Source organism: Kitasatospora purpeofusca (assembly GCF_042691725.1).
Classification (GTDB): Bacteria; Actinomycetota; Actinomycetes; order Streptomycetales; family Streptomycetaceae; genus Kitasatospora; species Kitasatospora purpeofusca_B.
Genome location: NZ_CP170483.1, coordinates 1,900,454 through 1,921,963 on the forward strand (window position 1 = coordinate 1,900,454; position 21,510 = coordinate 1,921,963).

Below are 21,510 nucleotides of genomic sequence, written 5' to 3' on the forward strand. Positions count from 1 at the left end.
TGGTCCGGGCGCGGGCAGAAACGGTTCTGCGCGCGGTCATCGGGGCGGCCGGGGCTCAGGAGCCGGTGCTGTTCCAGTCCGAGTGGCCGCCGCCGTCGGTCGGGGTGGGGGTCGGGGTCGGCGTGGCGGTGGGGGCAGTGGTGCCGGTGCCCGTGCCGGTCGCGCCGTCCGCCATCGCGGTGCCGGTCGCGCCGAGGGCGAGCAGGGCGCCGAGGCCGAGGCCCGCGACGGCCAGGCTGATCCGGGCGGTACCGATCGTCGAACGCTTCGCCATGACTGCTCCTCGGGTGGTCTTCCCTGCCGGGAAGGGGCTCCGCCGGGCTCTCCCCGGCTGACGTGATCAGCATGGCAAGGGGCGTTCAACGGCCGATCGACGCACGAGCAGCGTGCGTCGATCGGCCGCGTTGATCGGGGTGTCGATCGGGGTGTCGATCGCCGTCGGCCCAGGTCAGACGGCCTCCCGGATCTCCAGGGTGCAGCACTTCACGCTGCCGCCGCCCTTGAGCAGCTCGGAGAGGTCCATCCCGATCGGCCGGTAGCCGTGCGCACGCAGCCTGGCCGCGACCCCGGTGGCGGGCTCCGGGATCACCACGTTCAGGCCGTCACCGGCCACGTTGAGCCCGAACGCCTCGGCGTCCTCCTCCCCCACCAGCACCGCGTCCGGGAAGAGCCGGCGCAGCACCGCCCGGCTGCCGGCCGAGAACGCGCCCGGGTAGTACATGATCTGCTCGCCGTCGAGCACGCTCAGCGCGGTGTCCAGGTGGTAGAAGCGCGGGTCGACGAGGTCCAGCCCGATCACCGGGCGGCCGAGGAACTCCTGGGCCTCGGCGTGCCCGGCGGAGACGCTGCGAAAGCCCCGGCCGGCCAGCAGGTAGCGGTCGGTCAGCAGCAGGTCGCCCTCGCCCTCGTTGACGTGCACCGGGTCGAGCGTGGTGAAGCCCCGGGCCCGGAACCACTCCAGGTACGCCGGTCCCTCGGCGGCCCGCTCGGCGTTGCGGAACCGGGCGCCGAGCACCCGGCCGTCGACGACGGTGGCGCCGTTCGCCGCGTACACCATGTCGGGCAGGCCGGGCAGCGGGTCGATGAGGTCGACGCGGTGGCCGAGCTCGACGTACAGCTCGTACAGGCGCTCCCACTGGGCGACCGCGAGGGCGGTGTCGACGGGCTTGGCCGGGTCCATCCACGGGTTGATGGCGTAGCTGACCTCGAAGTGGGTCGGACGGCACATCAGGTAGTGGCGGGGGCGGGCGGTGCGGGTCATGGCGGGACTCCGGAAGGGGTGAGGGTGGGCGGAGCGGCGGGGTTCAGGAGGCGGCGGGGTTCAGGAGGCGGCGGGGCGCTCGGGGAAGTCGCGCATGGCGCGCAGCGGGCTGGTCAGCAGCACGGCGCCCGCGGAGAGCAGCACGCACGCCATGATCCAGATGGTGGTCCGGGCGCCGAGCACCTCGCCCAGCCAGCCGCCGAGCAGGGCCCCGACCGGGATGGCGCTGAAGTTGACGGTGGAGGCGCTGGCCCGGATCCGGCCGATCATCGCGGGCGGGCAGTAGGCCTGGTAGAAGCTGCCGGCGATGACGTTCCCGGCGATCACCCCGCAGACCGCGACCGACCAGGCGACCGCGCTCACCGCGAGCGGCAGCCGCGCGCCGGCCATCGGCAGCAGCAGGATGAACGGGGCGGCGACCAGCTCGCAGAGCAGCAGCCCGCGGGCGGTGCCGAACCGGCGGGCGATCCGCCCGGCGAGGGCCGCCCCCGCCAGGCCGCCGACCGAGACCACCGCGAACACGGCGCCGACGCCGCCGGGCGACACCCCGACGCTGCGGACCAGGAAGACCGTCTGCACGGCCTGGATGCCGTTGAGGCCGAGGTTGCCGACCGCCGCGAAGGAGGCGAGGGTGCGCAGGTAGGGGTCGTGGACCAGGAAGCGCACGCCCTCGCCGATCTCGCGGCGGATGCCGCGCCGCTCGGACTTCGCCGGCGGGGTCTCCTCCGCCCGGATGGTGCCCAGGCAGAACGCCGACACCAGGTAGGTGACCGCGTCGGCGAGCAGTCCGCTGGCCGCGCCGAACACCTGGGAGAGCAGGCCCGCCAGCCCCGGCCCGGCGATCTCCGCCGCCGAGTCCCCGGAGCGCAGCTTGACGTTGGCCTCCAGCAGGTCCGGCTTGGCGACCAGGGACGGCAGCACCGCGCTGTACGCGGTGGAGAAGAACACCTTCACCGCACCGGCCAGCAGCGCCACCAGGATCAGCTGGGCCATCGTCAGGGCGTCGAACCAGCCCGCCACCGGCACGCTGCCGAACAGCAGGAGCAGCAGCAGGTCGCAGACCAGCATCACCTTCAGCCGGGGCCAGCGGTCCACCCAGGCGCCGGCCAGCAGGCCGAGGAACAGCCAGGGCACCCAGGCGGAGGCGGTGAGCACACCGACCATGAACGGCGAGGCGTCCAGGGTGACCACCGCCACCAGGGCGAGGGCGACGTTGCCGACGGCGGTGCCCAGGCCGCTGGTCGTCTCACCGATCCAGAGCTTGCGGAAGTTCCCCTGGGCCCACAGGCCCCAGCGGCTGCGGGGCGGCCGGTCGGACACCGCGGACGGCTCGACCGGGGCGGCGCTCGTGGTACTCGTGGTCATGGCGGGTCAGTCTCCAAGCGTGTCGGCCAGCACGGCGGCGATCCGTGCGAGGGGCGCGGGCTGGGTCAGGGCGCCGTGCGCGCAGTCGATCCGGTGGGCGGTGACGGGACCGCCGAGGTACGGGGCCCAGGCCGCCTCGTACGGCCAGTCGGCGGGCTTGTCGGCGGTGGCGCCGACGAAGACGGCGCCGCCCCGGTAGTGGCCCGGCACGTGTTCGGCCATCAGCTTGCGGTGCAGGTCGAAGACGTCGGGCAGGACGCCGGCGGCCTCGCCGAGCAGGGCGGTGAGCTCGGCCCGGCCGCGCCCGTCGGCCGGGTCGTAGCCGAGCGAGGCGAGCAGTGCGGCCAGCGTCTCCACGGGGTCGTCGGTCGGCGGGGCGGGCCGGCGGGCGGCGGTGTGGTCGGCCGGCAGGCCGTCGAGCAGGGCCAGCAGGGCGACCTCCTGGCCCGCCGCCTGGAGCTGGACGGCCATCTCCTGGGCGACCACCGCGCCGAAGGACCAGCCGAGCAGGTGGTAGGGGCCCTGCGGGCGGACGGCGCGGATCTCCCGGACGTAGTCCTCGGCGATCTCGGTGACCGAGGCCGCGGAGCCGCCGCGCAGGCCGCGGGCCTGGAGGCCGTGGACCGGGCGCTCCGGGTCGAGGTGGCGCAGCAGGCCCGAGTAGACCCAGCTGATGCCGGCGGCGGGGTGGACGCAGAACAGCGGGGCCTTGGTGCCCTGGGCGCGCAGCGGGAGCAGCACGTCCAGGGCGTCGGACCGCTCCCCCGCGGTGCCCTCCAGCCGGCGGGCCAGCCCGGCCGGGGTCGGGGCCTCGAACACGGCCCGCATACCGAGGTCGGCGCCGAGGGCGGTGCGGATCCGGGCGAGCAGCTTCATGGCGAGCAGGGAGTGGCCGCCGAGGTCGAAGAAGCCGTCGTCGATGGTGACGCCGGTGACGCCGAGGACGTCCGCGAAGAGCGCGCAGAGCAGTTCCTCGCCCGGGGTGCGGGGCGCCCGGCCGGTGGGCGAAGCGGTGAGGTCGGGGGCGGGCAGGGCGCGCCGGTCGACCTTGCCGCTGCCGGTCAGCGGGAAGGCGTCGAGCGTGACGACGGCGGCCGGGACCATGTAGCCGGGCAGCGACTCGGCGACGAAGGCGCGCAGCTCGGCCGGGTCGGGCGCGGTGGCGCCCTCGGGGACGGTGTAGGCGACCAGGCGGGGGCCGCCGGCGCCGTCCTCGCGGGCCGTCACGGTGGCGGCCCGGACGCGGGGGTGGCGGGTGAGCACGTGCTCGATCTCGCCGAGTTCGATCCGAAAGCCCCGGATCTTCACCTGGTGGTCGGTGCGGCCGAGGTAGTCGAGGCCGCCGTCGCGGGTGCGCCGGACCAGGTCGCCGGTGCGGTACATCCGGGCGCCGGGCGTGAACGGGTCGGCGACGAAGCGCTCGGCGGTCAGCGCCGGGCGGCCGAGGTAGCCGCGGGCCAGGCCCGCGCCGGCCAGGTACAGCTCGCCGGGGACACCGGGCGGGACCGGGGCCAGGTGCTCGTCCAGCACGTAGCCGCGGGTGCCGAGCACGGTCCGGCCCAGCGACGGGCGGTCGGTGGCGGTGAAGGGGTGGGTGAGGGCGTCGACGGTGGACTCGGTCGGACCGTAGAGGTTGCGGGCGGTGGTGCGCGGGGCCGCCTCGCGCAGCCGGGTCCACAGCGCCTGGCCGACGGCCTCGCCGCCGAGCAGCACCACCCGCGGGGCGGCCTCGCCCTCCAGCAGGCCTTCGGCGACCAGCTGTTCGGCGTAGCCGGGGGTGAGGCCGACGGCGTCGATGCCGGTGGTGTGCAGGTGCCGGACGAGTGCGGCGGCGTCGCGGCGCAGCTCGTCGCCGATCAGGTGGAGCTCATGGCCGGCGACCATCCACAGCAGGCTGTCCCAGGAGGCGTCGAAGCAGAGCGAGGCGGTCAGCGCGGCACGCAGCCGGCCGTGGGCCCGCTCGGGCTCGCCGAAGGTCACGGCCCGGTGGTGGGCCAGCAGGGCGGCGATCGACCCGTGGGTCACCACCACGCCCTTGGGGCGCCCGGTGGAGCCGGAGGTGTAGATCACGTAGGCGGCGTGGGCCGGGTCGGGGGCGGGAGCAGCGGGAGCCGGAGCGACCGGCTCGTCGGAGTGCACCGGCAGGGTGGGCAGGCCGGCGAGCAGCTCCGGCAGGGGCCAGCCGTCGCCGGTGACGACCAGCGCGGGCGCGGCGTCGGCGAGCATCGCCGCCGTCCGCTCGGCCGGGTACTCGGCGTCCAGCGGCAGCGAGGCGGCGCCGGCCTTGAGCACGGCGAGCAGGGCGACCACCGTCTCGGCCGAGCGCGGCAGGGCGAGGGCGACCACCGTGTCCGGTCCGGCGCCGGCCGCGCGCAGCCGGGCGGCGAGGTGGCCTGCGCGGGCGTCCAGTTCGGCGTAGTCGAGCCGGGTGGCGCCGAAGACCAGGGCGGTCGCCTCCGGGGTGCGGGCCGCCTGCGCGGCGAAGGCCGCCGGAAGCATCGGCACCTCGGCGGGCAGCGGGGCGGCGGGGGCGAGGAGTTCGGCCCGCTCGCCCTCGGCCAGCAGGTCGGCGCGGCCGATCGGCCGGCCGGGCTGCGCCGCGACGGCGGCCAGCAGGCGGCCGAAGCGGGCGGCGATCGCCTCGACGGTCTCCCGGTCGAACAGGTCGGTGGCGTAGTCGATCGCGCACTCCAGCCCGGCGGGCGTGCCGTCCGCGTCGAAGGACTCGCCCATGCCGATCGAGAGGTCGAACTTGGCGGCGTACCCGCCGACCGGCTCGACGGCGGCCGGCAGCCCGGCCAGGTCGAGCGGTGCATCGCCGGGCCCGGCGGCCCCCGGGGTGCCGCCCTGGAGCAGCAGCATCACCTGGAAGAGCGGGTGGCGGGCCAGCGAGCGGACCGGGTTGAGCTCCTCGACCAGGCGCTCGAACGGCACGTCCTGGTGGGCGTGGGCGTCGAGCTGGCTCTCCCGGACGCGGGCGAGCAGGTCGGCGAAGCTCGGGTCACCGGAGGTGTCGGTGCGCAGCACCAGGGTGTTGACGAAGAAGCCGACCAGGTCGTCCAGCGCCTCGTCCGAGCGGCCGGCGACCACCGAGCCGATCGGCACGTCGGTGCCGGCTCCCAGCCGGGTGAGCAGCGCGGCGAGCCCGGCCTGCAGGGTCATGAACATCGTCACCCGGTGCTCGCGGGAGAGCCGGACGAGGTCGCGGTGCAGGCCGACGCCGAGCGGCAGGACGACGCGCTCGCCGCGGTGGCCGCTGTCGGCGCGCCGGGGCCGGTCGACGGGCAGCGCGATCTCCTCCGGCAGGCCGGCCAGGGTGTCGCGCCAGAAGGCGAGTTGGCGGGCGGCCGGGCTCTGCGGGTCGGCCTCGTCGCCGAGCAGCTCGCGCTGCCACAGGGCGTAGTCGGCGTACTGGACGGGCAGCCGGCGCCAGGTGGGCGCGGTGCCGTCGCGGCGGGCGGCGTAGGCGGCGGCGAGGTCGCGCAGCAGCGGGTCCATCGACCAGCCGTCCCCGGCGATGTGGTGCAGCACGAGGACCAGCAGCTGGTCGTCGGTGCCGTCGCCCGCCGGGAGGAGGTGGGCGCGGATCGGCAGGTCGGCGGAGAGGTCGAAGGGGACGGCCGCGCAGGCGGCGACCGCGCCCGCCGGGTCGGCCGGCGCCGTGGTGCGGTGGTCGAGCGGGACGCGGGCCTCGTCGGCCGGGAGGATCCGCTGGTGGGGCTCGCCGTCCTGCTCGGCGATCACGGTGCGCAGGCTCTCGTGCCGCGCGACCAGGTCGCCGAGCGCGGCGGCCAGCACGGCGGGGTCGAGCGGGCCGCCGACGCGCAGGGCGAGCGGCAGGTTGTAGAGGGCGCTGGGGCCCTCCATCCGGTCGATCAGCCAGAGCCGCCGCTGGGCGAAGGAGAGCGGCAGCCGCTCGGGGCGCGGTCCCGCGGTGAGGGCGAGCCGGGCCTCGGCGCCGCCGTCCAGGCGCTGGGCGAGGCCGGCGACGGTCGGGGCCTCGAAGACGTCCCGGATGCCGAGTTCGGCGCCCAGCACCGAGCGGACCCGGCCGGCCAGCTTCATGGCGAGCAGCGAGTGGCCGCCGAGCGCGAAGAAGTCGTCGTCGATGGAGACCCGGTCGAGGCCGAGGACCTCGCCGAACAGTCCGCAGAGCAGTTCCTCGCGGGCGGTGCGGGCCGCCCGGCCGCCGGCGAAGAGGGTGAAGTCGGGGGCGGGCAGGGCGCGCCGGTCGACCTTGCCGCTGCCGGTCAGCGGCAGCGCGGCGAGCGGGACGACGGCGGCCGGGACCATGTAGCCGGGCAGCGTCTCGGCGGCGAACCGGCGTAGTTCCAGGGCGAGTTCGGGGGTCGGATCGGCGGCGGTGGCGCAGTGGGCGACCAGCCGGCGGTCCCCGTCGGCGCTCTCGTGCAGGGTGACCACGGCCTGCCGGACGGCCTCGTGGCGGGCCAGCACCTGCTCGATCTCGCCGAGTTCGATCCGAAAGCCCCGGACCTTGACCTGGTGGTCGGTGCGGCCGAGGTAGTCGAGGCCGCCGTCGCGGGTGCGCCGGACCAGATCGCCGGTGCGGTACATCCGGGCACCGGGCGTGAACGGGTCGGCGACGAAGCGCTCGGCGGTCAGCGCCGGGCGGCCGAGGTAGCCGCGGGCCAGGCTGTGACCGGCCAGGTACAGCTCGCCGGGGACGCCGGTCGGGACGGGGGCCAGGTGTTCGTCCAGCACGTAGGCGCGGGTGCCGAGCACGGTGTGGCCCATGGAGGGGCGCTCGGAGTCGGCGTAGGACTGGAGCAGGGTGTCGACGGTGGCCTCGGTGGGGCCGTAGAGGTTGTGGCCGGTGGTGCGCGGGGCCGCCTCGCGCAGCCGGGTCCACAGCGCCTGGCCGATCGGCTCGCCGCCGAGCAGCACCACGCGCGGGGCGTCCTCGCCCTCCAACAGGCCTTCGGCGATGAGCTGTTCGGCGTAGGTCGGGGTGAGGTTGAGGGCGTCGATACCGGTGGTGTGCAGGTGTCGGACGAGCGCGGCCGGGTCGCGGCGCAGCTCGTCGCCGATCAGGTGGAGCTCATGGCCGGCGACCATCCACAGCAGGCTGTTCCAGGAGGCGTCGAAGCAGAGCGAGGCGGTCAGCGCGGCCCGCAGCCGGCCGTGGACGCGCTCGGGCTCGCCGAAGGTCTCCGCCCGGTGGGCGGCCAGCAGGCCCGCGATCGACCCGTGGCTGACCAGCACGCCCTTGGGGCGCCCGGTGGAGCCGGAGGTGTAGATCACGTAGGCGGCGTGGGCCGGGTCGATGCGGACGGCCGGCTCCTCGGCGGGCAGCCCGGCCCAGGCCCCGGCGTCGGCGGGCAGCACGCTCAGGCCGTCCAGCGCCTCGGGCAGTGGCCAGGCGTCCGTGCTGAGCACGGCGGCCGGGCGGGCGTCGGCCAGCATGTGGGCGGTGCGCTCCAGCGGGTACTCGGCGTCCAGCGGCAGGAAGGCGGCGCCGGCCTTGAGCACGGCGAGTTGGGAGACCACCGTCTCCACCGAGCGGGGCAGCGCGAGCGCGACCACGGACTCGGGGCCGATGCCGGCGGCCAGCAGGCCGTGGGCGAGCCGGTTGGCGCGGGCGTCCAGTTCGGCGTAGCTGAGCCGGGTGGCGCCGTGGACCAGGGCGGTGAGGTCCGGGGCGGCCGCGACCCGCTCGGCGAAGGCGGCCGGGACGAGCGGCAGGCGGGCGGGCAACGGGCGTTGGCCGCCGAGGAGTTCGGCGCGCTCGCCCTCGTCCAGCAGGTCGGCCCGGCCGATCGGCCGGCCGGGCTGCGCCGCGACGGCGGCCAGCAGGCGGCCGAAGCGGGCGGCGATCGCCTCCGCGGTCTCCCGGTCGAACAGGTCGGTGGCGTAGTCGAGCGCGCAGTCCATGCCGGCGGGCGCGCCGTCGGGGCCGAAGAACTCCTCCAGGGTGACGTTCAGGTCGAACTTGGCGACACCGGTGTCCGAGGGCAGCGCCTCGACGGCCAGGCCGGGCAGCTCCAACGCGCCCTCGCCGTTGGACTGGAGGACCAGCGCGACCTGGAACAGCGGGTGGCGGGCCAGCGAGCGGGCCGGGTTGAGCTCCTCGACCAGGCGCTCGAACGGCACGTCCTGGTGGGCGTAGGCGCCGAGGCCGGTCTCCCGTACCCGGCCGAGGAGTTCGGCGAAGCTCGGGTCACCGGAGGTGTCGGTGCGCAGCACCAGGGTGTTGACGAAGAAGCCGACCAGATCGTCCAGCGCCTCGTCCGAGCGGCCGGCGACCACCGAGCCGATCGGCACGTCGGTGCCCGCGCCCAGCCGGGTGAGCAGCGCGGCGAGCGCGGCCTGGCAGGTCATGAAGAGGGTGACCCGGTGCTCGCGGGAGAGCGCGAGGAGCGCGCGGTGCAGCCCGGCGTCGATCGGCAGGGCGACGCGCTCGCCGCGGTGGTCGGCGCGGGCGCCGCGCGGGCGGTCCGCGGGCAGCGCGATCTCCTCCGGCAGATCGGCCAGGGTGTCGCGCCAGTAGGCGAGTTGGCGGGCGAGCAGGCTCTGCGGGTCGGCCTCGTCGCCGAGCAGCCCGCGCTGCCAGAGCGCGTAGTCGGCGTACTGGACGGCCGGCGGCCCGGACACCGGCCGCTCGCCGCCGAGGCGCAGCGTGTAGGCCTCGGCGAGGTCGCGCAGCAGCGGGCCCATCGACCAGCCGTCCCCGGCGATGTGGTGCAGGGCTACGACCAGGACGTGCTCGTCCTCGGCGACCCGGAGCAGGGTGGCCCGGACGGGCGGCTCGGCGGCCAGGTCGAAGGGGCGGCGGGCGGCCCGGTCCACCTCGGCGTCGACGGACTCCGGTGCGCAGTCGAGGAGTTCGACGGGGACCGCGGCGTCGGCGAGGATCCGCTGGTGGGGCTCGCCGTCGTGCTCGGCGATGACGGTGCGCAGGCTCTCGTGCCGCCCGGCCAGGTCGCCGAGCGCGGCGGTGAGCGCGGCGCGGTCGAGCTCGCCGGTGAGGCGCAGCGCGAGCGGCATGTTGTAGAGCGCGCTGGGGCCCTCCATCCGGTCGATCAGCCAGAGCCGCTGCTGGGCGAAGGAGAGCGGCAGCCGCTCGGGGCGCGGGCCGGCGGTGAGCGCGGGCCGGGCCTCGGCGCCGTCGAGGCGCTCGACGAGGCCGGCGACGGTCGGGGCCTCGAAGACGTCCCGGATGCCGACCTCGGCGCCGAGGGTGGCGCGGACCCGGCTGAGCAGCCTGGTGGCGAGCAGCGAGTGGCCGCCGAGGGCGAAGAAGTCGTCGTCGATCGAGACGGCGCCGTCCAGGCCGAGGACCTCGGCGAACAGGCCGCAGAGGATCTCCTCGCGGGCCGTACGGGGGGCCCGGCCGCCGGCGGTCGCGGTGAAGTCGGGGGCGGGCAGGGCGGCCCGGTCGAGCTTGCCGTTGACGTTGAGCGGCAGCGCCTCCAGGGTGACGAAGGCGGCCGGGACCATGTGGTCGGGCAGCGCGGCGGCCGCGTGGGCGCGCAGGTCCGCCGGGTCGGCGTCGGTGGCCAGGTAGGCGACCAGCCGGGTGCCGGCCGTGCCGTCCCGGTGCGGCAGCACGGCGGCCTGCCGCACCTGCGGGTGGCCGGCCAGCACGGCCTCGATCTCGCCGGGTTCGATCCGAAAGCCCCGGACCTTGACCTGGTGGTCGGTGCGGCCGAGGAACTCCACCGAGCCGTCGGGGCGGCGCCGGGCGAGGTCGCCGGTGCGGTACATCCGGCCGCCGGCCGCGGTCGGGTCGGCGACGAAGCGCTCGGCGGTCAGCGCCGGGCGGCCGAGGTAGCCGCGGGCCAGGCCGGCGCCGCTCAGGTACAGCTCGCCGGGCACGCCGACGGGCACCGGGCGCAGCCGCGCGTCCAGCAGGTGGGCGCGCAGGTTGGGCAGCGGGCGGCCGATCAGCGGGCGGGCGGCGGTGCCGTCGAGACGGTGGTGCAGGGCGTCGACGGTGCACTCGGTGGGCCCGTACATGTTGAGGACGACGGTGTCGGGCGCGGCGTCGAGGGCGGCCCACAGCTGCTGGCCGAGGGCCTCGCCGCCGACCATCAGCAGGGCGGGCGGGCAGCTGGTCAGCAGGCCCTCCTCGATCAGCCGCTCGGCGTGGCCCGGGGTGATGTCGAGGACGTCGGCGCCGGTGCGGGCGAGGTGGCGCACCAGGGCGGCGGCGTCGCGGCGCAGGTCGTCGTCGACGAGGTGGAGCTCATGGCCGGCGACCATCCAGAGGAAGGACTCCAGGGCGGTGTCGAAGGACAGCGAGCCGGTCTGGGCGAAGGTGAACCGCCGCCCGGGGTGGGCCTGTTCGGCGGCGGCGACGGTGCCGGTGCGGTGGAAGCCGAGCAGGTTGGCGAGGCCGCCGTGGCGGACCACGACGCCCTTGGGGCGGCCGGTGGAGCCGGAGGTGTAGATGACGTAGGCGGCGTTCTCGGGGCCGATCCGCACGGCCGGGGCGTCGGCGGGCAGCCCGGCCCACGCGGCGGCGCGGGCGGGCAGTACGGTCAGGCCGTCGAGGACCTCGGGCAGCGGCCAGGCGTCCGTGCTGAGCACAGCGGCCGGGCGGGCGTCGGCCAGCATGTGGGCGAGCCGGTCGCGCGGGTACTCGGCGTCCAGCGGCAGGAAGGCGGCGCCGGCCTTGAGCACGGCCAGCACGGCGACGACCGACTCGGCCGAGCGGGGCAGGGCGAGCGCGACCAGCGACTCGGGGCCGACCCCGGCGGCGGCCAGGCCGTGCGCGAGGCGGTTGGCCCGGGCGTCGAGTTCGGCGTAGCTCAGTTGTTCCTCGCCGAAGGTCAGCGCGGTGGCCTCCGGAGTGGCGGCGGCCTGCGCGGCGAACGCGGCGGGGACGAGGACCTCGCCGCCGGGGCGGGCGGTGTCGTGCCAGCGGGCGAGCGCCGCGTGCCCGGCCGCGCCGAGCACGTCCAGCTCGGCGACGGGGCGGTGCGGCTGCTCGGCGGCCTGGGCGAGCAGCCGGACGAGGGCGGCGGCCAGCCGCTCGGCGGTGGCCCGCTCGAACAGGTCGACGGCGAACTCCAGGCCGCCGCAGAGCCCGGCCGGGCTGCCGTCCGGGTGGTGGCGCTCGGAGAGGTTGAGGGTGAGGTCGAAGGCGGTGGTGGGCAGGCCGAGCGGCTCGTAGGCGGCGCGGGTGCCGGGGAAGGCGGGGCCGCCGCCGGCGGTGTTGTCGAAGGCGATCATCACCTGGAACAGCGGGTGCCGGGCCAGGGTGCGGGCCGGGTTCAGCTCCTCGACCAGGCGCTCGAACGGCACGTCCTGGTGGGCGTAGGCGGCCAGGTCGGCCTCCCGGACCCGGCCCAGCAGCTCGGCGAAGGTGGGCGCGCCGCTCAGGTCGGTGCGCAGCACCAGGGTGTTGGCGAAGAAGCCGACCAGCTCGTCGAGGGCGGTGTCCAGGCGCCCGGCCAGCGGGGTGCCGATCGGCAGGTCGTCCCCGGCGCCGAAGCGGTGCAGCAGGGCGGCGTAGGCGGCCTGGAGGACCATGAACAGGGTGGCGCCGTGCTCGGTGGCCAGGGCGGCGAGCCGGGCGTGCAGGGCGGCGTCGAGTTCCAGCTCGACGACGTCGCCGCGGTGGGTGGGCACCGGCGGGCGCGGGTGGTCCAGCGGCAGCGGCAGCTCGTCGGGCAGGCCGGCCAGCGCCTCGCGCCAGTGGGCGAGCTGACCGCCGAGCAGCGACTGCGGGTCGGTGTCCGCGCCGAGCAGCCGGTGCTGCCAGAGGGTGTAGTCGGCGTACTGGACGGGCAGCGGCCGCCACTGCGGCGCGGCGCCGGCGCGGCGGGCGGTGTAGGCCTCGGCGAGGTCGCGGAACAGCGGGCGCAGCGACCAGCCGTCGCCGGCGATGTGGTGCAGCACCAGGGTGAGGACGTGCTCCTCGGGGCCCTCGGGGCGCAGGTAGGCGTGCAGCGGGAGGTCCGCCGCCAGGTCGAAGGTGTGGTGGACGAGCGCCTGCGCGGGGCGGTCGGTGACGGTGAGCAGCGGGGCGGGCGGCGCGGCCAGCACCCGCTGGTGGGGCACGCCGTCGTGCTCGGTGAAGACGGTGCGCAGGGACTCGTGGCGGGCGGCGACGTCGCCGAGCGCGGCTTCGAGGGCGGCGGTGTCGAGCGGGCCGGTCAGCCGCAGCGCGAGGGTGACGTTGTAGGTGGCGCCGGGGCCCTCGGCCTTGCCGAGGAACCAGAGGCGGCGCTGGGCGAAGGAGAGCGGCAGGTGCTCGGGGCGCGGTTCGGGGCGCAGCGCGGGGCGGGCCGGGGCGCCGGCCGTCCGGGCGGCGAGGGCGGCGACGGTCGGGGCCTGGAAGAGGTCGCCGATGGCGAGTTCGGCGCCGAGTTCGGCGCGCACCCGGCCGACCAGGCGGGTGGCGAGCAGGGAGTGGCCGCCGAGGGCGAAGAAGTCGTCGTCGATGGTGATGCCGTCGATGCCGAGGATCTCGCCGAACAGCGTGCACAGGGCCTGCTCGCGCTCGTCGCGCGGGGCGCGGCCCTCGGTGTCGGCGCCGAGGTCGGGGGCGGGCAGGGCGCGGCGGTCGACCTTGCCGTTGGCGTTCAGCGGCAGGGCGGGCAGCACCACGACGGCGGACGGGACCATGTAGCCGGGCAGCGTCCCGGCGGCGAACCGCTTGAGTTCGGCGGCGAGTTCGGCGTTGGCGGCGTCGGCGGCGTCGGCGTCGGCGTCGAGGACGGCGCAGTAGCCGACCAGCCGGGTGTCCCCGGGGCGGTCCTCGCGGGGGACGACGATGACCTGGCGGACGGCGGGGTGGCGGGAGAGCACGGCCTCGATCTCGCCGAGCTCGATCCGGAAGCCGCGCAGCTTGACCTGGCCGTCGATCCGGCCGAGGAACTCGATCGCGCCGTCGGGCCGGCGGCGCACCAGGTCGCCGGTGCGGTACATCCGGCCGCCCTTGTCGTGCGGGTCGGCGACGAACCGCTCGGCGCTCAGCGCGGCCCGGCGCCAGTAGCCGCGGGCCAGGCCCGCCCCGGCGATGTACAGCTCGCCGGGCACCCCGGGCGGCACCGGCTGGAGGCGGGCGTCCAGGACGTGGGCGCGCATGTTGTCCAGCGGCAGGCCGATCGGCGCCCGGGCGCCGTCCAGGTCGGCGGGCAGCAGGTGGTGGTGGGTGGCGAAGGTGGTGGCCTCGGTGGGCCCGTAGACGTGGGCGAGCAGCAGGTCCGGGCAGTGGTCGAGGACCCGGCGCATCAGGGTGCCGGAGGCGGCCTCGCCGCCGGTGCAGACCGTCCGCAGGGCCCGGAAGGTCTCCGGGGCCTGCTCGGCGACCAGGTCGAACAGCGCCTTGGTGAGGAAGACCGCGGTGACGCCGTGCCGGGTGGCCACGGCGTGCAGGGCGGCGGCGTCCAGGGTGCCGGGCGGGGCGACGACGACCGTGCCGCCGTGCAGCAGCGGCGCCCACAGCTCGTAGGTGGCGGCGTCGAAGGCGTGCGGGGAGTGCAGCAGGATCCGCTCGTGCCGGCCGTCGCGCCAGCGGCGGTCGTCGGCGAGGTCGACGACGTCGCGGTGGCGCACCGCGACGCCCTTGGGGGTGCCGGTGGAGCCGGAGGTGAACATCACGTAGGCCAGCCGGTCCGGGTGGACGGGCGGCGCCGGGTCGTGGCCGGGCGCCCCCGCCTCGTCGCCGGGGCGGACCACGACGGCGTCGTGGGCGAAGCCGGGCTCGGCGCGGTCGGTGAGCAGCACGGGCGCGGCGGTGTCGGCGAGCAGCGCCGCCATCCGCTCGGGCGGCAGGCTCGCGTGCATCGGCACGTAGCAGCCGCCGGCCTTGAGCACGGCGAGGGTGGCGACCACCAGGTCCACCGAGCGCTCCATCAGCAGCGCGACCGGCGACTCGGGGCCGACGCCCGCGGCGATCAGGTGGTGGGCGAGCCGGTTGGCGCGGGTGTCGAGCTCGGCGTACGTGACGGCGCCGCCGTCGTGGGCGAGGGCGACCGCGTCCGGGGTGCGGGCGGCCTGGGCCGCGAACAGGGCGGGCAGCGAGCCGGTGCGGACCGGCGCGGCGGTGGCGTTCCAGTCCTCGGCGAGGCGGGCGCGCTCCTCGGGGGCGAGGATGTCCAGGGTGGCGATCGGCGCCTGCGGGTCGGCGGCCGCGGCGGCGAGCAGCCGGCCGAGGCGTTCGACCAGGGCGGTGACGGTGGCGCGGTCGTACAGGTCGGCCGCGTACTCGACCGAGCCCTCCAGGCCGGCCGGGGCGCCGTCCGGGCCGTGCCGCTCGGTGACGCCGATGTTGAGGTCGAACTTGGCGACCCGCAGGCCGAGCGGCTCGGGCGCCGACTCCAGCCCGGGCAGGCCGAGTTCGCCCTCCTCGTGGTTCTGGAGCACCAGCAGGGTCTGGAACAGCGGGTGGCGGCCGAGCGCGCGGGCCGGGTTGACCTCCTCGACCAGCCGCTCGAACGGCACGTCCTGGTGCGCGAAGGCGTCCAGCTGGGACTCCCGGACGCGGCCGAGGAGTTCGGCGAAGGAGGGGTCGCCGGACGTGTCGGTGCGCAGCACCAGGGTGTTGACGAAGAAGCCGACCAGATCGCTCAGCGCCTCGTCGGAGCGGCCGGCCACCCCGGTGCCGAGCGGGATGTCGGTGCCGGCGCCGAGCCGGGTGAACAGCGCGGCGAGGCCCGCCTGGAGCACGGCGAACAGGGTGGCGCGCCGGGCGCGGGCCAGTTCGGCCAGCGCGGCGTGCAGTTCGGGGGCGAAGGTGAACGGGACGGCGTCGGCGGCGCCGGTCGGCACGGGCGGCCGGGGGCGGTCCGCCGGCAGCTCCAGCTCCTCCGGCAGGCCGGACAGAACTCCTCTCCAGTGGTCGAGTTGACGACTCATCAGGCTGTACGGGTCGGACTCCTCGCCGAGCAGTTCGCGCTGCCACAGGGCGTAGTCGGCGTACTGGACCGGCAGCGGCTCCCACTGCGGCTCGCCGGCCGAGAGCCGGGCGGTGTAGGCGGCGGCGAGGTCGCGCAGCAGCGGGCCGAGCGACCAGCCGTCGCCGGCGATGTGGTGGAGCACCACGAGCAGCACGTGCTCGGGGGTGTCCCCGTCGGTCGGGGTGAGCGAGAAGACCGTGACCCGGATGGGGAGTTCGGCGCTCAGGTCGAAGGTGTGGGCGGCTTCCGCGTCCCGCAGGGCCGGATAGCCGGCCGGTGCGCACTCCACCGTCGCGAAGGCGATCGACGCCTGCGCCGACGGCAGGATGTGCTGCACCGGCACGCCCTCGTCGTCCACCGGGAACACCGTGCGCAGGGCCTCGTGCCGGGCGACCACGTCCGCCGTCGCGGCACGCAGCGCGGCGGTGTCGAGCGGGCCGCGCAGGCGGACCGCGAACGGCAGGTTGTAGAGCGCGGTCGGCCCTTCGATCTGGTCGATCAGCCACAGACGCTGTTGTGCGTACGAAACCGGGATCACGGTGCTTCCTCTGCTCACGTCACGGGCGGGTGGGGGGCGCCGTCACGCGGCGACGGCGGTGGTCGGCAGGACCGAGGGGCGGCAGTCGAGGACGTCGACCGGGCGGCCCATCGCGACGGCGATCTTCCGGTCGCCGCGGTACGGGTCGCGGCCGTGCGCGCAGAGCACGTTGTCGACCAGCATCACGTCACCGACCTGCCAGGCCTCCCGGACGGTCGCCGCCTCGTAGGCGGCGTTCAGCGCGTCGGCGTCCTCGCGGGTGAACGGCTCGCCGTCGCCGAAGCCGGTGTTGAACGGCAGGCCGTCCGGGCCGAACTCCTCGACCATGGCCTCCCGGATGTCCGGGTCGAGCGACCACTCGTTCCAGAAGGCCAGGTGGTTGAACCAGGCCTCCTCACCGGTGTGCGGGTGGTGGATGGTGGCCGGCCGCAGCTGGCTGGTGCGCAGGGTGCCGTCCTCCAGCCACTCCCAGGTGATGCCGTTCTCCCGGCAGTACCGCTCGACCTCGGCGGGCTCCTCGGTGGCGAAGGCGGTCCGCCACGGCAGCGAGACGTACTCCGAGTAGCTGCGGTTCAGCGTCCAGCCGGAGGTCCGGCCGCGCTCGGCCAGGTGCGGCGGAAGGGCGGCGAGGACCTTGCGGACGTCGGCGGTCGGGGTGGCGCCGCCGGTCTCCGGGGCGACCAGGCAGGCGAACAGCAGCCGGCCGGGGAAGGTCAGGGTGTAGCTGTTCTCGTTGTGCATCCGGATCGGCAGGGCCGCCGCCAGGTCGGTCGACGAGAAGACGCCGTTGCCGAAGTCGCTGCGCGGGGTGGCCTTCTCCCGGTACGGGGTGGGCTCGGGGATCAGCACGTCGCGCACGGCGGCGACGTCCTCGGTGGCGGCGACCGGCAGGCCGCGCAGGAAGATCGTGCCGTGCTCGTGCAGCGCGGCGGTCAGCTCGGCCTCGTGCGCGCGCAGCCAGGCGGTGCCCTCGGCGAGGTCGGCGACGGCCGGCACGTGGGCCAGGGCCGGACGGCCGGGGTTCAGCTCCCAGGTGACCATGGCGGCGCTCACCGGCGGTCGAGGCCGGCGACCAGCGAGGCCGGGCGGATGTCGGTCCAGTTGGCCTCGATCCAGTCCAGGCACTCCTGGCGGGGGGCCTCGCCGTGGACGGTGCTCCAGCCGGCCGGCACGTCGATCCAGACCGGCCAGAGCGAGTGCTGGTTCTCGTCGTTGACCAGGACGAGGTAGCCGGCGTTGTCGTCCTCGAACGGGTTGCTCACGGTGGTCTCCTCGGTGAGGTGGTGGTCGCGGTGCGGTGATTCGAAGGTAGGGGCGCGGCGGGGCCGGAAGCGGCACGAGGCCCGGCAGGAGAGCGGCAGTTCCGGGACTGCCGTCCTCCTGCGCGGGCCTCGGCGCGGGGGTCGAACGGGGGGTGCTGTGCGGGGTGGTGCGCTACGGCGCTCAGCGGGGGGTGAGCCGGACCGGGAAGCGGTCCAGGCCGAAGTTGATGATCGAGCGGTTGTACTCCGCCGGACCGGCCGGCTCGATCGCCGACGCCTTCTCCAGCGCCGCCGTGAACAGCGCGCTCAGCTCGGTCTTCGCCAGCGGCGCGCCGATGCAGTAGTGGGCGCCCAGGCCGAGTGCCAGGTGCTTGTTGGGCGAGCGGTCGAGGCGGATCTCCTCGGGCGCCTCGAAGGCCTCCGGGTCGCGGTTGGCCGACCACACCCAGACGGCGACCCGGTCGCCGCGGCGGATCTGCCGCCCGGCCAGCTCGATGTCCCGGGTGGCGGTGCGCAGCGTGTGCAGCCCGACCGAGGTCCAGCGCAGCAGCTCGTCCACCGCGGAGTCCATGGACACCTCGCCGCGCTGCAGCCGCCGCCACAGGTCCGGCCGGTTGACCAGGGTGTGCAGCCCCATCGCGGCGGTGTGGCGGACCGTCTGGACGCCGCCGACCACGATGTTGTCCAGGTTGAGCACGACGTCCTCGACCGGCAGCAGCCGGCCGTTCACCTTGTAGGTGGCCATCATCGAGATGAGGTCGTCGCGCGGATCGGTGCGGCGCAGCATCACCTGGTGCAGCAGGTAGGGGATCAACTGCTGGTGCCCGGCCCGGCGTTCCTCCGGGGTGGCGCCGAGGAACGCCACGTCGCAGACCCGGACCATCATGTCGCGGTCCTGCTCCGGGACGTCCAGCAGGTCGCACATGACGGCCAGCGGCAGCGCGGACACCACGTCGACGAGGTCCGCCTCGCCCTGCTCGACGGCCCGGTCGAAGAGCTCGGCGGCCCGGTCGGCGATCGAGCGGGAGGCGCCGCGCACCCCGCCCTTGGAGAAGAACGGGTTTGCGGGGGCCCGCAGTTCGCGGTGCCGAGGCGGGTCGGTGAGGGCCATCATCCGGCCCGAGCCGACCGGCACGTTGCCGACGCCCGCGCCCAGCAGCGAGCCGGACTCCGAGCTGAACACGGCCGCGTTGCGCAGCACGTCGGCGGACTCGCGGTAGGTCATCACCGACCAGATCGGCCCGTCGTCGACGGTGTCGGTGCGGTGGACGGGCGCCTCGGCGCGCAGTTCGGCGACCAGCTCCGGGGTGTCGGGGCGGGCCCACAGCGCGGGGTCGGTGAGGTCGACGGAGGTGGTGGTCACCATGGCTGCTGCTCCTCGGTGGCGGTCGGGTCGGCCGGGCGACGGCCGGCCGGGAGGGGGTTCAGGAGGGAGGTCAGGAGGTCGACCGGGCCGGGCCGGTCGACGGTGGCGAGCAGGTGCCCGCCGGGCAGGACGCGGTGGCCGAAGGCGCCCCGGGTGTGGGCGGCCCAGCCGGTGAGGCCGGTGCCGGCGAGCATCGGGTCGTCGGCGCCGGCCAGCGCGTAGAGCGCGGAGCCGATCGGCGCGTGCGGCCGGTACCGGTAGGTGGCGCTCACCGCGAGGTCGGTGCGGATGCCGCCGAGGGCCAGCTCGACCAGCTCCGGATCGGCCCGGACCAGCTCCTCCAGACCGGTCAGGCGCAGGAGTTCGGCGGCGTCGAGGTCCTTGGTCTCGCGTTCGGTCCACTCGGCCGGGCTGGGCGCCCCGGCCACCACCACCAGCTCGGGGCGGCGGTCGGCGGGCAGCGCCCGGGCCACCTCGTAGGCGAGCAGGGCGCCGAAGCTCTGCCCGTAGAAGGCGGCCCGCCGGCCGGGGCCGAGGTGCGGGGCGAGGGCCGCGGTGACGACCTCGACCAGGGCGGCGAAGTCGGCGGGCATCGGGTCGCGGCTGCGGCCGCCGCGGGCCGGCGGGCGCAGCGCCCAGACCTCGGCGGCGGGGGCGAGGGCCCGGGCCAGCGGGGTGAAGGCGGTGGCGTCGCCGCCGGCGTGCGGGAAGCAGAACAGCCTTACGGGGCTCGCGGATTGGGGGGCGGGGAGGAGGAACCATTCACCCTCGGCGCGGGGCCGCGTGGCGGGCACGGCCCGGGCCGGTGGCAGGGCCGGGCGGTACGGGACGGCGCCGGCGTCCGGGCGCGGCCGGGCGGTGATCGGCGGGCGGACCGCGGTGGGGGGATGCGAGATCCCGTCGCCCTCGGTCGGCGACGCCTGGTCCCGGGCGGCTGCCGGGCGGCGCCGGCGGTCGGGTGGGGCGGGGGTCGAAGGGGTGGCGGTGCTCATCGGACGGCCGGGCGGCGGGCGGTGAGGGCCGGGCGGGCGGCGGCCGGGCCGGCGTCGGCGGCGCGCCGCACGGCCTCGGTGAAGGCGGCCAGGTCGGCGGCGTCCAGCAGGTGGCGCAGCTGGAGTTCGACGTTGAGCCTGCGGCGCAGCAGGTGCACGACGCGCAGCGCGGCGAGCGAGTGGCCGCCGAGGGTGAGGAAGTCGTCGGTGGGCAGCACCTCGGGGACGCCGAGCACGGTGCGCCACACCTCGGCGACCTGCTCCGCCACTCCCCCGCCCGCGCCGGACGGCGCCGCCTCGGCGGCGGGTGCGGGCAGGGCGCGGTGGTCGACCTTGCCGTTCGGGGTGAGCGGCAGCGCGTCCAGCACGGTCACCGTGCCCGGCACCAGGTGGGCGGGCAGGGTGCGGCGCAGTTCGGCCAGCAGGTCCGCGGGGCTGGCCGCGGGGCCGGTGACGTAGGCGGCCAGCCGGGTGTCCCCGGGCGCGGGCTCGTGCACGGTGACGGCGGCGGCGGTGACGCCGTCCAGCGCCGCCACCGCGTGCTCGACCTCGCCGAGCTCGATTCGGAAGCCGCGCACCTTGACCTGGCGGTCCACCCGGCCGACGTACTCCAGCAGGCCCTCGGCGGAGCGGCGGGCCTGGTCGCCGGTGCGGTACATGCGCGCGCCGGGGGCGGCCGGGTCCGCGACGAAGCGCCCGGCGGTCAACCCCGGCTGCCCGGCGTAGCCGTGCGCCAGACCGGGCCCGCCCAGATAGAGTTCGCCGACCGCGCCGGGCTCGGTGACCGGCGCCAGCCGCTCGTCCAGCAGCCGCACCCGGACGCCGGGCAGCGGCTCGCCCAGGTGCGGGCCGGGGCCGGTGATCCGGGCGGCGATCGCGTCGACGGTGCACTCGGTCGGCCCGTACAGGTTGAACGCCTCGATGCCGCCCTCGGCCAGCTCGCGCCAGGTGCGCTCGGGGACGGGCTCGCCGCCCATGAACAGGCGCGGGACCGCCGCGTCGCCCCCGAGCAGCGGCTCGCGGAGCAGCTGCCAGTGCGACGGCGTCAGGTCGAGGTCGGTGACGGCGTGCTCGGCGAGCAGCGCGGCCAGCCGGGCCGGGTCGGCGCGCCGGGCGTCGTCGACGACGACCAGGGTGTCGCCGCGGCAGATCCGGATCCACTGCTGGACGGAGGCGTCGAAGGAGACGCTGGCGTTCCAGGCGACGACGGACGGCTCGGGCCGGTAGGCGCCGATCCCCTCCAGGCCGGCGGCGAGGTCGGCGACGGCGCCGTGCGGCACCTCGACGCCCTTGGGGCGGCCGGTGGAGCCGGAGGTGTAGATGACGTAGGCCGGGTCCAGCGGGTGCGGGGCGCCCGGGTCGGCCGCGGTGGGCGCCTCGGCGTCCGGGCGGAGCACGGCGACGCCGGCCGGGACGGGCGGCGCCGCGTCGGCGCTGACCACGGCCGTCAGCCGGGCGTCGGCGGCCATGAAGGCGATCCGCTCGGCCGGGTAGGCCGGATCCAGCGGGACGTACGCGGCGCCGGCCCGCCAGACGGCGAGCAGCGCGACCGGCAGGTCCAGGGTGCGGGCGAGGTGGACGCCGACCCGGTCGCCGCGCCCGACGCCGGCGGCGCGCAGGGCGGCGGCCAGGGCGGCGGTGCGGCGGTCCAGGGCGGCGAAGTCGAGGCTGCCGTCGGCGGCGTGCACGGCGGGGCGGTCCGGGTCGGCGGCGACGGCGGCGCGCAGCCGGGTCAGCAGGTCCGTGGCGGCGGTGGCGGCAGTGGACGGGGCGGTGGAGGGGGCGAGGACGGCCGGCTCCGCGAAGGTGGTCATGACGGGGTACTCCTCGGTCGAGGGCGGGGCGGGGAAGGGTGGG

General features: G+C 76.4%; 9 protein-coding genes. All 9 read right to left on the reverse strand.

Annotated elements, in window-relative coordinates:
* Positions 1-55: 55 nt before the first annotated feature.
* Positions 56-274 (reverse strand): hypothetical protein, encoded by a 219-nt coding sequence (locus ACFCLZ_RS07585; protein WP_380283998.1) that lies wholly within the window; start codon positions 272-274, stop codon positions 56-58.
* 174 nt (positions 275-448) lie between these two features.
* Complete coding sequence (gene ddaH / locus ACFCLZ_RS07590; protein WP_380284000.1) at positions 449-1,261, reverse strand: dimethylargininase; 813 nt, start codon at positions 1,259-1,261, stop codon at positions 449-451.
* A 60-nt stretch (positions 1,262-1,321) separates the two neighbouring features.
* Positions 1,322-2,626 (reverse strand): MFS transporter, encoded by a 1,305-nt coding sequence (locus ACFCLZ_RS07595; RefSeq protein WP_380284001.1) that lies wholly within the window; start codon positions 2,624-2,626, stop codon positions 1,322-1,324.
* A gap of 6 nt (positions 2,627-2,632) precedes the next feature.
* Positions 2,633-16,033 (reverse strand): amino acid adenylation domain-containing protein, encoded by a 13,401-nt coding sequence (locus ACFCLZ_RS07600; protein ID WP_380284002.1) that lies wholly within the window; start codon positions 16,031-16,033, stop codon positions 2,633-2,635.
* A 42-nt stretch (positions 16,034-16,075) separates the two neighbouring features.
* Complete coding sequence (locus tag ACFCLZ_RS07605; RefSeq protein ID WP_380286104.1) at positions 16,076-17,074, reverse strand: TauD/TfdA family dioxygenase; 999 nt, start codon at positions 17,072-17,074, stop codon at positions 16,076-16,078.
* Between the two features lie 8 nt (positions 17,075-17,082).
* Positions 17,083-17,295, reverse strand: a complete 213-nt coding sequence (locus ACFCLZ_RS07610; protein WP_380284003.1) for an MbtH family protein — start codon at positions 17,293-17,295, stop codon at positions 17,083-17,085.
* A gap of 181 nt (positions 17,296-17,476) precedes the next feature.
* Positions 17,477-18,661: a cytochrome P450 gene (locus ACFCLZ_RS07615; protein ID WP_380284004.1), complete on the reverse strand. Its 1,185-nt coding sequence runs from the start codon at positions 18,659-18,661 to the stop codon at positions 17,477-17,479.
* Positions 18,655-19,653, reverse strand: a complete 999-nt coding sequence (locus ACFCLZ_RS07620) for a thioesterase II family protein (RefSeq protein WP_380284005.1) — start codon at positions 19,651-19,653, stop codon at positions 18,655-18,657. Before ACFCLZ_RS07620 ends, ACFCLZ_RS07615 begins: the two co-directional genes overlap by 7 nt.
* Positions 19,650-21,467 carry a non-ribosomal peptide synthetase gene (locus ACFCLZ_RS07625; RefSeq protein ID WP_380284006.1) on the reverse strand — a complete coding sequence of 606 codons (1,818 nt, stop codon included), beginning with the start codon at positions 21,465-21,467 and terminating at the stop codon, positions 19,650-19,652. Before ACFCLZ_RS07625 ends, ACFCLZ_RS07620 begins: the two co-directional genes overlap by 4 nt.
* Between the last annotated feature and the right edge of the window lie 43 nt (positions 21,468-21,510).

What these genes read in the sequence shown, in the direction of transcription:
- ACFCLZ_RS07585 (WP_380283998.1), bottom strand. Translation starts at nt 274, where the DNA reads ATGGCGAAGCGTTCGACGATCGGTACCGCCCGGATCAGCCTGGCCGTC.
- ddaH (WP_380284000.1), bottom strand. Translation starts at nt 1,261, where the DNA reads ATGACCCGCACCGCCCGCCCCCGCCACTACCTGATGTGCCGTCCGACC.
- ACFCLZ_RS07595 (WP_380284001.1), bottom strand. Translation starts at nt 2,626, where the DNA reads ATGACCACGAGTACCACGAGCGCCGCCCCGGTCGAGCCGTCCGCGGTG.
- ACFCLZ_RS07605 (WP_380286104.1), bottom strand. Translation starts at nt 17,074, where the DNA reads ATGGTCACCTGGGAGCTGAACCCCGGCCGTCCGGCCCTGGCCCACGTG.
- ACFCLZ_RS07615 (WP_380284004.1), bottom strand. Translation starts at nt 18,661, where the DNA reads ATGGTGACCACCACCTCCGTCGACCTCACCGACCCCGCGCTGTGGGCC.
- ACFCLZ_RS07620 (WP_380284005.1), bottom strand. Translation starts at nt 19,653, where the DNA reads ATGAGCACCGCCACCCCTTCGACCCCCGCCCCACCCGACCGCCGGCGC.
- ACFCLZ_RS07625 (WP_380284006.1), bottom strand. Translation starts at nt 21,467, where the DNA reads ATGACCACCTTCGCGGAGCCGGCCGTCCTCGCCCCCTCCACCGCCCCG.